The sequence below is a fragment of the Trichocoleus desertorum AS-A10 genome (assembly GCF_039962155.1).
Classification (GTDB): domain Bacteria; phylum Cyanobacteriota; class Cyanobacteriia; order FACHB-46; family FACHB-46; genus Trichocoleus.
This window is the reverse complement of sequence record NZ_JAMPKN010000001.1, coordinates 694275-708687: the sequence shown is the minus strand read 5'-3', so window position 1 is coordinate 708687 and position 14413 is coordinate 694275. Positions and strand designations below refer to the sequence as shown.

The window sequence follows — 14413 nt, the reverse complement described above, 5'->3', positions numbered from 1 at the left end:
TTGATTCTTCTGGTTTTATTTCAACACATCTACTTCAATATCAACCAATTCACCAATTTAGGAATTTTTGTGCCAGAACACTGAGTTGCGAAATTCAATTTATCCCTTTAGAGAAATCTTTAAAGAGCAAATTCATTTAGGCTGGCACACTCCTTCGCTGAGTTATAAATTCAAAAGCCACAGATCTAACAACTCTCTAACTGTCACCAGCCATGCCAAAAAACAAAAGCTGATTTTTAGTTCCATCGCAAGCTTCTAGAGATTTCAATCCCCTTGTTAACCTTATCTTTACGCTTTAGTTGTATTCTTTTCTCGTTTGCTAAATAAGCAGTCCAGCAAAATTACTCCGAACCTGACAATGGCGCTTCACTTTAACTTTGCTCATCGAGCTTTTCTGACTTCTGCGATCGCCCTGACGGTCGGTTTGGCTTCCTGCCAACAAACTCCCCCCAGCGGTCCTCAAGGTAGCAGCCCCGCACCCGCTGGCAATACTGCCGCCAACAGCAATGCAGGTGGTGGTCAAACTATTGCTTTAAGTGGCGCTGGCGCTAGCTTCCCCGCTCCCTTGTATCAGCGCTGGTTCTCTGAGTACAAGAAGCAAAACCCCACTGTTGAAATCAGCTACCAGTCGGTTGGTAGTGGTGCTGGCGTTAAGCAGTTTTTGGCCGAAACAGTAGATTTCGGAGCCTCAGACGCACCCCTCAAAGAAGATGAGCGGCAAGGATTTCCGGCTAAGCGGGGCCAAGCCATTCAAATTCCTATGACAGGTGGTGCTGTTGTCTTTGCCTACAATCTAGATGGCGTTGACAACCTCAAGCTATCGCGCGAAGCCTACTGCGGCATTGTGCAAGGTGACATTAAAACCTGGAATGATCCCAAGATTGTTCAAGACAACCCTGGTGTAAATCTACCCAGCAACCCCATCACCTTTGTTCACCGCTCTGATGGTAGCGGTACCACCTTTATCTTTACGACTCACCTGAAAGCAGCTTGCCCCAATTGGACTGCGGGTGCCTCTAAAGCTGTACAGTGGCCCGCTGGTTTTGTCGGTGCTAAAGGCAACGAAGGTGTCACCGCTCAGGTTCAGCAAACTCCCGGTGCAGTTGGCTATACCGAGTACTCCTACGCCAAAGAGAACAACCTCAAATCAGCTACGCTACAAAATAAGGGGGGTGAATTTATTGCACCTAGCCCTGAAGCATCTGCAAAAGCATTTGCTGGCGTGACCGTTCCAGAAGACTTTTCTTTGGTGATTCCTGACCCAGAAGCTAAAGACGCTTATCCCATTAATGGTTTGACCTGGTTGCTGGTTTACAGCCAGTACGACGATCCAGCCAAAGCAGATGCGTTGAAAAACATGGTCAAGTGGGCACTCTCTAATGGCGACCAGTATGCTCAGGAGTTAGGCTATGTGCCTTTACCCGATGAGCTGGCCAACCGAGTTGTCGCAACTCTTGATACCATTAAGGTTGCCGCCGCAACTCCGGCACAATAAGCTATTTGGTGCTATTTAGTTTCCGTAGGTAGCTCTTCAGTACCTACGGAACGTCTTTAATTAGTAGAGGAAATCATGACTTTGCTGGTCAGAGATTCTCAGGAGACAATTCATCAACGGTCTCCAATCTCCCGGTATGTGAATATTGGCTTTAAGTGGCTCACTGGCTTCTTTGCAGTGGCAATTGGTTTAACGCTATTGGCGATCGCCTGGCAGGTCGCCAACCAGTCCTGGCCTGCAATCCAGCAATTTGGCTTGGGTTTTCTGACCTCTAGCGCCTGGAATCCGGTTGAAGATCAGTACGGAGCTTGGCCATCGATCTACGGAACTTTAGTCAGCTCCTTTATTGCTCTGTTGCTATCGTTACCCATCGGTGTAGGCGTGGCTCTGTTCCTCAGCGAGGATTTTTTGCCACCCCGCATCCAGCAGCCTTTGGTATTTCTCATTGAGTTGCTCGCAGCAATTCCCAGTGTTGTTTATGGCTTATGGGGCATTTTTGTCCTCATTCCTTTGGTCGGCAAACTAGCTCTTTGGCTGCACCAGCACTTGGGCTGGGTTCCCTTCTTTAGCACCCCTCCACGCGGACCAGGGATGTACATCGCAGGAGTCATCCTGGCTATTATGACTCTGCCGATCATTGCAGCTATTTCCCGTGATGCTTTAGTGGCGGTGCCTTCTGAGTTGCGGCAAGCTTCCTATGGTTTGGGCGCGACTCGCTGGGAAACCATCTTCAAAGTCATGCTGCCTTCCGCTTTCTCTGGCATTGTTGGGGCGACGATGCTGGGATTGGGTCGGGCTTTGGGTGAAACAATGGCGGTCACGATGGTGATTGGCAACGCCAACACGGTCAGCCCATCAATTTTCTCTCCAGCCACCACGATCGCCTCACTCTTGGCGAATCAATTTGCTGAGGCATCAGGGCTGCAAATTTCGTCACTGATGTACACCGCCTTAATTTTGTTTGCCTTAACGCTGGTAGTCAATATTCTGGCTGAACTCTTGGTCCGCTCAATGAGGCAGAGCCTTTAGTATTGAGGCTGAATTGGCTCACTTAAAGATTTAGTCAAAATCGAGATCTAGCAACTAGTCGCTTATATGGCTGATTTCCCCATTCCTTCACCGCCTCCCTTTTCGCCGCGCAGCTTGATGCGGTCTCGGACCTCACCTCGGACTTTGTTCTCCGCCGCCATGACTGGGTTGGTGTTTATTGCGGCCGCGATCGCCTTATTGCCTTTGGTGGCAGTGTTGACCTATGTCATTCTCAATGGAGCCGATCGACTGAGCTTAGATTTATTCACCCAATTGCCACCTCCACCACTCGTCAAAGGCGGCGGATTTGGCAATGCCATTCTGGGTACCTTACTTACTGTCGGCATTGGAGCCGCCATTAGCATCCCTGCCGGGATTTTAGGGGCGATCTTTCTCTCAGAATTTGCTAGAGATACCACCCTCGCTTCTTGGGTTGACTTCTTCAACAACGTCCTGAGTGGCGTCCCTTCAATTGTGGTTGGGGTTTTTGCCTACAGTGTCGTGGTGCTGACTACAGGTACTTTCTCTGCCCTGGCTGGAGGCGTCGCTCTTGCCGTTCTGATGTTGCCAATCGTGGTTAGAACTGCGGCTGAGGCACTAGAATCAGTGCCGAATGAAATTCGTCAGGCTGCTGTGGGGTTAGGAGCCACTGAATTTCAAACTGTGGCCCGTGTCGTCTTGCCTGCGGCGATCCCAGCAATTTTGACTGGGGTGATGTTGTCGGTGGCTAGGGCTGCCGGGGAAACCGCACCCCTAATTTTCACCGCCTTATTTAGTCAGTATTGGGCGCGGGGTGTGATGCAACCAACTCCCACCCTATCTGTTCTGATTTTCAACTATGCCATTACGCCTTACAAAAATCAGCAAGAACTAGCGTGGGCAGGCTCCCTAGTCCTTGTGGCTTTGGTGCTGGTCACTAGCATCTTGGCTCGTTGGCTGACTCGACGTAAGGCTTAACCCCAGATTGATGAATTTTACTCAGCCACACGAAAAGAAAGGTTGAATAGAATGTAAGATATCTGTGCGTCCTCAGGAATGTTTGCGATCGCCTGCTTTAAGAGTTGGCTATACCCGGAAATTTGGGTTTCAAGTTTATGACTTAATTGGATAACTACATTTGGTGGCAACGCCTGACGGTGCGAGGTAAGTTGCTAGCTTGCATTTGAATAGAAACATTCTGAATCATTTCAACTAATTAGAGGCGAACTAATCCATTCGGGTTAACTTTATGCATACTCATAGTCCCATTGCCAGTCAGACGGATACCGTTTTACGTGCAGAAAACCTGAACGTTTATTACGGCAGCTTCCGCGCCCTCCGCAATATTTCCTTGGATATTGCCAAAAACCAAATTACAGCTCTTATTGGCCCTTCTGGCTGTGGTAAGAGCACCTTGCTGCGCTGCTTCAACCGTCTCAACGACTTAATTAAGGGATTTAAGGCCGATGGTAGAGTTTACTACCACGCTCAAGACCTCTATGCCTCTGAAGTCGATCCGGTCGAAGTGAGACGCCGAATTGGCATGGTATTCCAGAAGCCGAATCCTTTCCCCAAATCAATTTACGACAACGTCGCCTTTGGTCCTCGGCTCGTTGGCTATAAAGGGGATATGGATGAATTAGTTGAGCAATCTCTCAAGCAGGCAGCGCTTTGGGACGAAGTTAAGGACAAACTGCGAGAGAGTGGTTTAGCCTTATCGGGTGGGCAACAACAACGGTTGTGTATTGCCCGCGCGATCGCGGTACAGCCCGATATTATTTTGATGGATGAACCTGCTTCAGCCTTGGACCCCATCTCAACCCTCCGCATCGAAGATTTAATGCAGGAGTTGAAGCAGCAATATACGATCGTAATTGTGACGCACAATATGCAGCAAGCGTCTCGGGCCTCCGATCGCACTGCTTTTTTCAACGTTGAGGAAAACGAGAAAGGCGGACGCAGTGGTTATCTAGTTGAATACGATCGCACCGAAATCATTTTCCAAAGTCCACAACAGCAGATTACGCAAGAATACGTGAGCGGTCGCTTCGGATAATTGTTAATCATTGCTAGCGCCAAGCTTCAGCCCTAACGAGATTAAATATTTGCATTTAACTGCATCCAGCAATCTTCTTTGTCTGGATTATTTTTTTTGAGAGCAATTTCGTCTTTACTCTCAATACCTATCTCTTAGGAAGGTGATCCCCTAGTACCGATACAAGATAGGATTAACGTTAATTTTCTGATTTAATCCTGTTCTTTTTCGGTAATACATTATGAAACGCTATCTGTCACGTTTGCTAGCTCTGATTCTAGTGGTTACGGTTGGTCTGGCAGGATGCAGTGGCGACCAGCTCAGCGGCAACTATCGGCAAGATACTCTTACGCTCGTTAACAGTTTGCGAGAAACCATTGAATTGCCTCAAGACGCTCCCAATCGTGTCTCTCTTCAAACAGAAGCTCGCCAGAAAATTAATGACTTCGCCTCACGGTATCGCCGGGATGACTCTGTAACCAAGCTGAGTTCTTTTACGACTATGAGAACTGCTTTGAATGCTCTGGCAGGGCACTACAGCTCTTATCCCAATCGCCCGCTGCCCCAAAAGCTCAGAGACCGCTTGCAGCAGGAGTTGACCCAAGTCGAAACGGCTCTCAACCGAGGTGCTTAATTTTTCAGCTTCAGCAGACCCAGTTGGCATCGTAACTTTCGTAGCAGATTTTAAGATCTTCCGTTAGTTAACGTCGCGCGATCGCAATTTTTGGCATCATTTCATTCTCACTATAAAATCGCCTTAGATCCGAGTTGGCTTTGGATCTAAGGCGATTTTGATTTCTCAGGTTTAATCCAAGTTAGCAGTTTTCAGTTGACGACGCTTTGAGCAGGCTCAGAAACCTTCTCGTCTTCCCGTAGCACCTCAGTCAAGATGGAAGCTGGACGCTGTCGATGCGGCCAAGCAAAGGCGTGCTTGAAAGCTGCATCTTGGCAGGCTTGAAGTTCTTTGAAGCCAATTACATCGTAGGTCAACAGATTCTCGTACTCGAACGGCAAGCGAACATTGTGCAACCCTGCGTTATCTGTGCAGATAGCGATATCTACCCCTGCTTCAAAGCAGCGATCGAACACTAGTTTGAGTTGCCGAATGTCTTCTAGAGTGCCCGTCTTGAGATACGTGGTCGGACAGACTTCCAAGCATTGATTTTGTTGAGCCAACTCTGGCAAAAGTTCTGGATATCGCAGCGGAATCTGAATCCCGTGACCAATCCGCATCAAATAAGGCAGTAGTTCTGGATAACTGCCATCTGTGGTTTCGTACACATGCCCAGTAGTGTTGAGTCCCAGCGATCGCGCGTAGGCATACAACTCCGTAAACTCATCAAGCCGCTCCGCATAATAGGCATCACCCCCAGCTAAATCAATGCCACAAACATACGTGCGATTTTGAGCCGCCAACTCCACGATGGCTCGGTTTACTGCATATGGTAAGCGGGAGTGCATGCACAAGATCTGGCTCGTCACGATCGGGTATTCACTCAGCTGACTAGCCTGCCCCACAATCTCGACAATTTGAGCCATCTGGTCGATCCGCTCAGTTTGGGGCAAATGGTCGGGTGTTCGCAAATAAGGGGTATAGCGCAACTCTAAATACGCAAGATTCTCAAAGATATAAGCGCCCCGAATCAAGCGGTAGATAAAGTAAGGCAATGTCTTGGCACTCTGGACATTTTCTACCAGCGTATGTAATTCTAGATACTCATCTAGGGTTTTACGAGGTCGAGTGTAGAATTCCTCAAACTCTGGGTACTCTGGAAAGCGTTGAGCTAAATCCGACTGACTGCGATGAAAGTAGCGCCAGAGCACCCGAGGGACAACTGAACCGCCTAAGTGACGGTGTAGCTCAGCATATAAAGACACGGCAACCTCATTCAAAAAATAAGTTGACAATCGCCTGCCTGTCTTAGGAAAAAGAGCACGGTTAGATTAAGTCAGCTAACTGCGCCCTTCTGGTCCCAGTCAGCAGCTGCCATTAAATTGTGTAAATCCTTCTTCAACTATAGACAAATCTATGGAAGACCGGAGGGTTTCTAAAATGGCTCTCAACAGATTTTTCAACTTCTATCTTGAGGTTGACACTTGTTACGTTGGTTGCCGATAATCGTAATTTGTGTGAAGTCTAGCACTAGAAAAACCCTTGGCTAACGTAGTTGTAATTGGGGCCCAGTGGGGCGACGAAGGAAAAGGTAAGATTACCGACCTGCTCAGCAAATCAGCAGATGTTGTTGTACGTTACCAAGGGGGTGTCAATGCTGGGCACACCGTGGTGGTCAAGGACAAAACTTTTAAGCTGCATCTGATCCCTTCTGGCATTCTTTATCCCGACACAGAATGCATTATTGGATCGGGTACAGTTATTGATCCCAAAATCTTGATTGAGGAATTGGATCAGCTCGATAAGTTGAATGTTTCAACTAAAAATCTGCTGATCTCCGAAACTGCCCATGTAACGATGCCTTACCATCGCTTGATTGATCAAGCATCGGAAGAGCGGCGCGGCAGTCACAAAATTGGCACCACGGGGCGTGGAATTGGTCCCACCTATGCTGACAAGTCCGAGCGGACGGGCATCCGGGTGATGGATTTGATGAATGCAGAATCCCTCCGGAAGCAGCTCAATTGGGCGATCAACTACAAGAACGTCATTTTAGAAAAGCTGTATAACTTGCCACCGCTCGATCCAGAAGCAGTGATCGCTGAGTATCTAGAATATGCTGAACGGTTGCGGCCTCATGTCGTCGATTGCTCGCTTAAGATTTACGATGCGATTCAGCGCCGTCGCAATATTTTGTTTGAAGGTGCCCAAGGGACATTACTAGATTTAGACCACGGTACCTACCCTTACGTCACCTCATCTAATCCGGTGGCGGGTGGCGCTTGTGTCGGCGCTGGGGTTGGCCCTACCATGATCGATCGCGTGATTGGGGTGGCGAAAGCTTACACAACTCGCGTCGGTGAAGGCCCTTTTCCCACTGAACTCGATGGAGAAGTGGGTGAGTTGCTCTGCGATCGCGGTGCAGAATTTGGTACCACCACGGGTCGGAAGCGGCGTTGTGGCTGGTTTGATGCCGTGATTGGTCGCTACGCCGTTCGCATCAACGGCTTAGACTGCTTGGCTATCACTAAGCTAGACGTGCTGGACGAGCTAGACGAAATCAAAGTTTGCGTCGCCTACGAGATTGAAGGTCAACGCTGCGAAGACTTCCCCAGTAGTGCTCGTCGCTTTGCTCACTGCAAACCTATCTACAAGAGCCTCCCTGGTTGGAAGCAATCAACGGCTGATTGCCGCTCTTTAGAAGATCTGCCGAAGCAAGCCTTAGATTACCTGAAATTCTTGGCTGAGTTGATGGAAGTGCCGATCGCGATCGTATCTCTAGGGGCAAGTCGCGACCAAACCATCATTGTGGAAGACCCCATTCACGGACCGAAGCGAGCTTTGCTCTACGCTAACGGTGCGGCTGTTGCTGCTGAGGTCTAGAACAAACGCTTTCTAGCATGACTGCACTTTATGGGCACCTATACACCTGCCGTTAGCAGGATTTAAGTTACTGTGCTCTGCGTTAGCCTAAAGGGCCATAGCGGAGCACAGTTTTTTTATGCTACTGAACCTGGAGTGTCAAAAACGGGAGTCTGGAACTAAGCCGGGAGCGCTACGACGTGCTGGCAAGACTCCTGCTGTTTTGTATGGACATAAAGGGGCAGAGTCAATTTCCTTAACCTTGGATGCTAAAGTAGCGGAAAGCTTAGTTGATAAAGCCACTCTGAACAATACATTGGTGCAGCTGAGCATTCCCAGCTTAGGGTGGAGTGGCAAGACGTTGCTCCGCGAAGTTCAAACTCACGCTTGGAAGCCGTCAATTTATCACCTCAGCTTCTTTGCGATTGAGTCGCAATCTAGCATTCACGTTCAGGTACCTATCCATCCCACGGGTGAAGCCCCAGGAGTCAAGCTGGAGCAAGGTTCTCTGGATACAGTTTTAACGGAAGTGCAGATCCAATGCCCTCCTGGAAGTATTCCTGACTTTATTGAAGTGGATATTTCCGAGCTTCATGTGGGCGATATGGTACATATCAGCGATCTAAAATTGCCTGATGGTGCCGTTGCACTAGAAGATCCAGCCCAGGTAGTCATGATCGTCATCGGACCTAGAAGCACTGCTGCAGCAGAGCAAGACGAAGCAACAACTACGGAATCAGCTGCCGCCACATAAGTCTGAAATACAGGTTTCAAGCCAAACAGAGTTATAAGAGCCAGGGTTACACCTGGCTTTTTTGTGGGAGCTTTTTGATTGGGTAGGTTGTTTTGGGCTGAATTTACTGGATATTAGAGAGTATGACAGACACTTCTCTTCCCCCTTTTATTCAACAGATGCTGGAGCCAGGATTTTATCCCCATCCTGTCGTAGAGCCGATCCAGCTAATTCAGACTCACGTTTCCTATGTACTGCTGACGGGTGACTATGCTTATAAAGCCAAAAAACCCGTTAACTTTGGCTTTTTAGATTTCGATACGCTGGAAAAACGCCATCACTTCTGCGAAGAAGAACTGCGCCTCAATCAACGCGGTGCGGCAGAGCTGTATATCGAGATTCTGCCCTTGACGCAGAGTGGCGATCGCTATACCCTAGGTGGCTCCGGCGCTCCGGTCGAGTACGTGATCAAGATGCGGCAGTTTCCCCAAGAAACGCTATTCACGAACTTGTTCGATCGCGGAGAGTTAACCGCAACCCGTTTGGTAGAGTTAGCCCAAGAACTCGCAAGTTTTCATGCTAAAGCAGCTAGTAGCGACTATATCCGCAGCTTTGGTGAGGTAGACCAGATCCGAGTGGCGATCGATGAAAACTACGACCAAACCCAAGGCTATGTAGGCGGGCCGCAAACTCAGCAGCAGCTCGACGAAACTCGCAGCTACACCGATCGCTTGTTTGCAGAACAGAAAACTCTGTTCGACAGTCGTATTCAGAACGGCTGGATTCGTGAGTGTCACGGGGACGTGCATTTGCGGAATATTTGCCTGTGGCAAGACAAGATTTTGCTGTTCGACTGCATTGAGTTCAACGAGCCGTTTCGCTTTGTTGATGTCATGTTCGATGTCGCTTACATCGTCATGGACCTTGATGCCCGCGATCGCTCCGATTTAAGCAATGTTTTCTTAAACGCTTATGTAGAGCAAACAGGAGACTGGGAAGGGTTGCAAGTTCTACCTTTCTATCTCAGTCGGCAATCTTATGTCCGGGCCAAAGTCACTTCGTTCTTGCTGGGTGATCCGGCAGTCCCAGAAGCCGAGAAGCAAGCCGCTGCTGAAACCGCCGCCCGCTATTACCGTTTAGCTTGGCAGTATACCCAACCGCAGCAGGGGCGATTGATTTTGATGTCTGGGTTGTCTGGCTCTGGCAAGAGTACTACGGCGCGGCAAGTGGCAGGTGAAATTGGTGGTATTCACATTCGCTCTGATGCGGTGCGGAAGCATTTGGGCGGCATTCCCCTCCAGCAACGGGGTGGCGCTGATCTTTATACGCCAGAGATGACCCAGAAAACCTACGATCGCCTACTCAAACTCGGCACGACTCTAGCAGCTCAAGGCTTCCCGGTGATTCTGGATGCTAAGTACGATCGCCAAGCTTTACGAGCTGAGGCGATCGCTCAAGCTCAAGCTCATCAATTACCGCTGCAAATTCTTTATTGCACGGCTCCAGAAGCTGTGTTGCGCGATCGCTTGCAGCAACGCAGCAACGACATCGCGGATGCCACGGCAGATTTACTCGCTCAACAGCAGATGGACCCCTTTACGGCGGATGAGCAAGCTTTCGTGACCACCCTGGACACCACGAAGGACTTAACATCCTTGCTCACGCAGGCTCTGCAATCCCCATAGGGATAGGAGAAAAAGACGGTGGCCAAGTCTTCTAGGTTTTCAGGCGGATTTGCAGTAGGACTGAAGTGGTCTTTATTCTTTCTGCTCTGCTTTTTCATCCTGGGTTACTCCGCCGTCTTTAGTGTCCTTCTCGCCTCAATGGGAGGATTTGCCACTAGCTTGATCACAGATTGGTGGAATGCTAAAGCTGATCCTCAACCTGCGACAACTTCAGATGCCGCAGGCAACCAAGCGAATCAGCCTAAAGCAGAACGAGTCCTGACCCGCGCTGAAAAATGGCAACGAGCCACTGGCACTCATCGCAGGCGTCTCCCCAGATTAAAGTGGCCGTTTGGCAAAAGGTAGAATCAAGCTCATGACTAACTCCCCCAATAAAGTACAGCCATGGTTAGCCTGGGGCTTGCCTTTTCCGCTAATTGTGCTTAATGCTTGGGTTGCCCTTCAGGTATTTGAGTATTTTGAGCCCCTAGTGACCGTAGTTGGTCTCGGTGTTTTGTTAGCTTTCGTCTTAAACTACCCCGTGCGTTTTTTGCATCAACGCGGCATGAAACGCAATCGAGCCGTTTTCTTAACGTTCTCAGTGGCGCTCCTCGTGGTGATTGGGGTGGGGGTGACGCTAATTCCTATTGTGCTAGAGCAACTGAGCGAAGTGATCAGAGTTTTGCCGAGTTGGATTAATTCAGGCAGTACTAAACTGGAGCGCTTGAACCAATGGCTAGAGACTCGCAATTTGCCCATCGACTTCAGTCATTTGGCAACTCAGTTGACCGATCGCTTCCCAGATGAAGTACAAGCCCTAGCCGAAGAACTGCTTACCTTAGCTTTAGACACCGTCAACAGCGTCTCCGATGTGTTACTGACGGCTGTGCTGACGTTTTACTTATTGCTAGATGGCGATCGCCTTTGGAACGGTTTGTTTCGTCGCTTGCCGAGTCGGTTTGGGGTGCCCATTCAGCGATCGCTCCAACAAAACTTTCAAAACTATTTTCTCGGTCAGGTTACGCTTGCGGCCCTCGTCGGCACTGCTATGACTCTGGCTTTTTTAGCGCTGCGACTGAAATTCGGCTTGCTGTTCGGCCTTGGGATCGGCGTTATGACCTTGATTCCCTTTGGCGATGTCCTAAGTTTTGTGCTGGTGGGCCTCTTGGTGGCTTCGCACGATTTTTGGTTGGGTGCCAGAACGTTAGGAGTGGCTGTGGTGGTCGATCAAGTAATTGACCAAGCGATCGCCCCAAGATTAATCGGCAGCTTCACAGGTTTAAGCCCCATTTGGGTGATTGCTGTCTTGGTCATTGGCACGAAAGTTGGCGGCTTACTGGGTCTCCTGATTGCTGTCCCCATTGCCAGTTCGATCAAAAGTCTTTTAGATATTAGCTTCCAACCTGTTCCAGAAGACAATGGCCGCGAACTGGAGCCGTCCAATTTCAATCCCATGCAGCTAACTCCTTCAGAATCAGATCCTCGCTCTTAGGGACAAAGATTCGGCAGAGGTTCGTTGGAGGGTTGCAAGGTCGCTTGTCCAAGGCTTCCCCCTGATCAATTCAATCGATCGCCTATGTTTTTGTTTCTGTCGAAATTGCTGCCTTTATTCCTCTACCCGTTAGGGCTGAGCTGCCTGCTGTTGGTGGTGGCCTTGTTGACGTTTTGGAAGCGGCCTCGAATTGCGGCTGGTGCGATCGCTCTGGCCCTCAGCCTTCTGCTGTTGGGAGGCAATGGTTGGGTTGCCAATCAGTTAGTGCGATCGCTGGAGTGGCAAAATTTACCAGCGACAGAATTGCCTCAAGCAGATGCGATTGTGGTGCTAGGGGGTGCGACTAAGTCTGTTGCCAAACCCAGACCTGGCGTGGACTTGAGTGAAGCAGGCGATCGCGTGGTCTATGGGGCGCAACTGTATCGCAAGGGGAAAGCGCCACTTCTAATTCTGAGTGGCGGGCGGATTAACTGGCGGGGTGGGGGATCTCCGGAATCAGCGGATATGGCGGCATTAGTGAAGAGTTGGGGCGTGCCTGAGTCAGCGATTCTGCAAGACCCGCGATCGCTGAACACCTATGAGAATGCCGTCAATGTGAAGCAAATTCTAGAATCGCACCAGATTAAGCGAGTTTTGCTCGTCACTTCGGCCATGCACATGCCGCGATCGCGACTCATTTTCCAGCGCCAAGGCATTGAAGCAATTCCTGCACCCACTGACTTCTTGGTCACTGAGCTAGAAATGCAAGAGTTACAGAGCAGCCCAGAAGCACTCTTGCTCAATCTCATCCCTGACGCTGATCGGCTACAACAATCTTCTCGCGTCCTAAAGGAGTATTTAGGATTAGCAATTTATCGGCTACGCGGTTGGCTGTAGGTGACAAATTAACTACCCTCTCCCATTAGTCCCTACAGTCACGACCACCTCTGAAGTAGAACTGAGGTCGGATACTACAGGACACATTACTTGCAGCCGCAGCGTATTGCGGAATTCAGGAGCGAGGTAGCGCTGTTGAATGGGTTGCCAACTTTGCCACAGTTGCAGTTTTCGTTGTTGAATTTGCTCATCTAAACTCGGTAGCGCTGTGGCTAAGTCTGACTCTAACTCAGCACTCAAAAACTCGCTCAACACTGAATAATCTTGAATCTGACCTAGCACTTCCTGAATATTCTTAAAGTCTTCGACTTGAGCGGCATAAGCAGGATCATAGAAGTCGGTGAAGAATTCCGTTTGATAGCGTACTCGCTTCAGCTGCTTACGCAGGTCATGCAGTTGCGTTTCTTGGTCTGCCAATAACGCTTGAATGACTTTGGTATCTAACTTTGATGAGGATTGATTTTGAGCTAGATTCGCTCCGACTAGCCAACCGGGATGCAGCAGCAGTTGACTGATTAGCGGCAGTAATAAATCAGGCAGCACTTTGAGAATAGGTTGCTCAGCGATCGCTTGATACTCGGGGTGCTTAACCCAACGGGAAAAGGCTTTCTTGAACTTTTGGTAGTGGCCGCGATGTAAGGTTTTTTCTAGTTCAGCGAAGTGGTGCGACCGCTGCTTTTGTAGTTTTCTAAAAACGGCATCTAACTCTTTCTGCTCTGCTTTTTTAAGTGAGGGATAGTAACGATTTTTTAACTCTGGTTGCAGAACATCTAAATCTCGTACTGCTCCTAATTTCTTGGCGATTTTACTAATTTGAGGAATATTAGCTGCCTTGGGTAAATCTAAGGCAGGGCCAAACACTTGTAGGGCAGTCCGGAGACGGCGCATGCCAACTCGCATTTGATGTAAATGCTCTGGTTCTGAGTCTTGCAGTACTGCTGCTTCGGGCTTTACAGATTTTTTGAAGTGCTGCTGAATGGCTTGATGAGCATATTCTCCCAAGGTCGCTGCTCTGACGGGTGTCTGGATTTTCATATCGCTTCGTTACAACTCAAAGAATTATCAGAATGGAAAATCTTATCGAATTTTTGTTAACCTTTGACTACCATTTTGTTAATTTCAGCCAAGTAATTGCTCAGCCCTAAGATAGTTAGTTTGAAACTTTGTCTGCCAATATGCGTATTGGAGGAGGGCTTGGTAAACGAGCGCTTTTCTCAGCGAGCCTGTCGTCTAGGGCTGGGGTGGTTAAACTATAAAAGTATGGTTTTATCTCTATCAGAAATTTCAGACAAAGTTAACAAATTATTTATTCAAAGTAAATTAAAACTTCTAGAGTTTAGTTATTTAGATGTCTCAGCCTTTACATTGGGTCGTCCCAGCTCCTCCACCCGACACTGAATTCTTTGCGGTCTATCAAGCCACCCATGAGTTTTATCGGGAAGCACAACATCGAGAGGCGTTGGAGGAGTATTACGAATGGTACGAACAAACGGCTGCTGCTCACCGTCGCGAGTTTGAGAAGATGCGGGGAGATGTGAATATTTTTGGCTGGTTTAGTCGGCGCGATCGCTAGTATCAGTATCCGCTAGTATCCAGTCTCCTATTAGAACCAAGAGCTTGAGGGCACCTGCCCCC

General features: G+C 48.9%; 14 protein-coding genes. 12 read left to right on the top strand and 2 right to left on the bottom strand.

The window, feature by feature from the left end:
* The first annotated feature begins 358 nt into the window (after positions 1-358).
* The 5 genes from pstS to psb27 all read left to right on the top strand — a co-directional run bounded on the left by pstS (position 359) and on the right by psb27 (position 5172).
* Positions 359-1495 (top strand): phosphate ABC transporter substrate-binding protein PstS, encoded by a 1137-nt coding sequence (gene pstS / locus NDA01_RS03255; protein WP_190433490.1) that lies wholly within the window; start codon positions 359-361, stop codon positions 1493-1495.
* 75 nt (positions 1496-1570) lie between these two features.
* Positions 1571-2524 carry a phosphate ABC transporter permease subunit PstC gene (pstC, locus tag NDA01_RS03250; protein ID WP_190433491.1) on the top strand — a complete coding sequence of 318 codons (954 nt, stop codon included), beginning with the start codon at positions 1571-1573 and terminating at the stop codon, positions 2522-2524.
* A gap of 66 nt (positions 2525-2590) precedes the next feature.
* The gene (gene pstA / locus NDA01_RS03245) at positions 2591-3481 is read left to right on the top strand and encodes a phosphate ABC transporter permease PstA (protein ID WP_190433492.1); all 891 of its coding nucleotides are present in this window, start codon (positions 2591-2593) and stop codon (positions 3479-3481) included.
* A gap of 271 nt (positions 3482-3752) precedes the next feature.
* Positions 3753-4559, top strand: coding sequence for a phosphate ABC transporter ATP-binding protein PstB (pstB, locus tag NDA01_RS03240; protein ID WP_190554918.1), 807 nt, complete (start codon positions 3753-3755; stop codon positions 4557-4559).
* Between the two features lie 220 nt (positions 4560-4779).
* Positions 4780-5172: a photosystem II protein Psb27 gene (gene psb27, locus NDA01_RS03235; RefSeq protein WP_190433494.1), complete on the top strand. Its 393-nt coding sequence runs from the start codon at positions 4780-4782 to the stop codon at positions 5170-5172.
* Positions 5173-5363: 191 nt separating this feature from the next.
* Here psb27 and NDA01_RS03230 read toward each other — a convergent pair whose 3' ends face one another.
* On the bottom strand, positions 5364-6416 hold the full coding sequence (locus tag NDA01_RS03230) for an adenosine deaminase (RefSeq protein WP_190563143.1): 1053 nt from the start codon (positions 6414-6416) through the stop codon (positions 5364-5366).
* A gap of 277 nt (positions 6417-6693) precedes the next feature.
* On the opposite strand from NDA01_RS03230, the gene NDA01_RS03225 reads away from it, so the two are divergent.
* From NDA01_RS03225 to NDA01_RS03200, 6 genes are all read left to right on the top strand, one after another.
* Entirely contained in the window at positions 6694-8034 is a 1341-nt protein-coding gene (locus NDA01_RS03225; RefSeq protein ID WP_190433497.1) for an adenylosuccinate synthase, read from the top strand.
* A 118-nt stretch (positions 8035-8152) separates the two neighbouring features.
* Complete coding sequence (locus NDA01_RS03220) at positions 8153-8767, top strand: 50S ribosomal protein L25/general stress protein Ctc (RefSeq protein ID WP_190554920.1); 615 nt, start codon at positions 8153-8155, stop codon at positions 8765-8767.
* Between the two features lie 122 nt (positions 8768-8889).
* Complete coding sequence (locus NDA01_RS03215) at positions 8890-10431, top strand: bifunctional aminoglycoside phosphotransferase/ATP-binding protein (RefSeq protein WP_190554921.1); 1542 nt, start codon at positions 8890-8892, stop codon at positions 10429-10431.
* A gap of 18 nt (positions 10432-10449) precedes the next feature.
* On the top strand, positions 10450-10776 hold the full coding sequence (locus NDA01_RS03210; RefSeq protein ID WP_190433502.1) for a hypothetical protein: 327 nt from the start codon (positions 10450-10452) through the stop codon (positions 10774-10776).
* Between the two features lie 10 nt (positions 10777-10786).
* Complete coding sequence (locus tag NDA01_RS03205) at positions 10787-11902, top strand: AI-2E family transporter (RefSeq protein ID WP_348226837.1); 1116 nt, start codon at positions 10787-10789, stop codon at positions 11900-11902.
* Between the two features lie 84 nt (positions 11903-11986).
* Positions 11987-12778: a YdcF family protein gene (locus NDA01_RS03200; protein ID WP_348226836.1), complete on the top strand. Its 792-nt coding sequence runs from the start codon at positions 11987-11989 to the stop codon at positions 12776-12778.
* A gap of 12 nt (positions 12779-12790) precedes the next feature.
* Here NDA01_RS03200 and NDA01_RS03195 read toward each other — a convergent pair whose 3' ends face one another.
* On the bottom strand, positions 12791-13813 hold the full coding sequence (locus NDA01_RS03195; protein WP_348226835.1) for a CHAD domain-containing protein: 1023 nt from the start codon (positions 13811-13813) through the stop codon (positions 12791-12793).
* A 313-nt stretch (positions 13814-14126) separates the two neighbouring features.
* Between NDA01_RS03195 and NDA01_RS03190 the strand changes: the two genes are divergently transcribed.
* Positions 14127-14351 carry a hypothetical protein gene (locus NDA01_RS03190; protein ID WP_190433510.1) on the top strand — a complete coding sequence of 75 codons (225 nt, stop codon included), beginning with the start codon at positions 14127-14129 and terminating at the stop codon, positions 14349-14351.
* Positions 14352-14413: the final 62 nt, after the last annotated feature.

Coding starts and splice junctions, on each gene's coding strand:
- pstS (WP_190433490.1), top strand. CDS start 359: ATGGCGCTTCACTTTAACTTTGCTCATCGAGCTTTTCTGACTTCTGCG.
- pstC (WP_190433491.1), top strand. CDS start 1,571: ATGACTTTGCTGGTCAGAGATTCTCAGGAGACAATTCATCAACGGTCT.
- pstA (WP_190433492.1), top strand. CDS start 2,591: ATGGCTGATTTCCCCATTCCTTCACCGCCTCCCTTTTCGCCGCGCAGC.
- pstB (WP_190554918.1), top strand. CDS start 3,753: ATGCATACTCATAGTCCCATTGCCAGTCAGACGGATACCGTTTTACGT.
- psb27 (WP_190433494.1), top strand. CDS start 4,780: ATGAAACGCTATCTGTCACGTTTGCTAGCTCTGATTCTAGTGGTTACG.
- NDA01_RS03220 (WP_190554920.1), top strand. CDS start 8,153: ATGCTACTGAACCTGGAGTGTCAAAAACGGGAGTCTGGAACTAAGCCG.
- NDA01_RS03215 (WP_190554921.1), top strand. CDS start 8,890: ATGACAGACACTTCTCTTCCCCCTTTTATTCAACAGATGCTGGAGCCA.
- NDA01_RS03205 (WP_348226837.1), top strand. CDS start 10,787: ATGACTAACTCCCCCAATAAAGTACAGCCATGGTTAGCCTGGGGCTTG.
- NDA01_RS03200 (WP_348226836.1), top strand. CDS start 11,987: ATGTTTTTGTTTCTGTCGAAATTGCTGCCTTTATTCCTCTACCCGTTA.
- NDA01_RS03195 (WP_348226835.1), bottom strand. CDS start 13,813: ATGAAAATCCAGACACCCGTCAGAGCAGCGACCTTGGGAGAATATGCT.
- NDA01_RS03190 (WP_190433510.1), top strand. CDS start 14,127: ATGTCTCAGCCTTTACATTGGGTCGTCCCAGCTCCTCCACCCGACACT.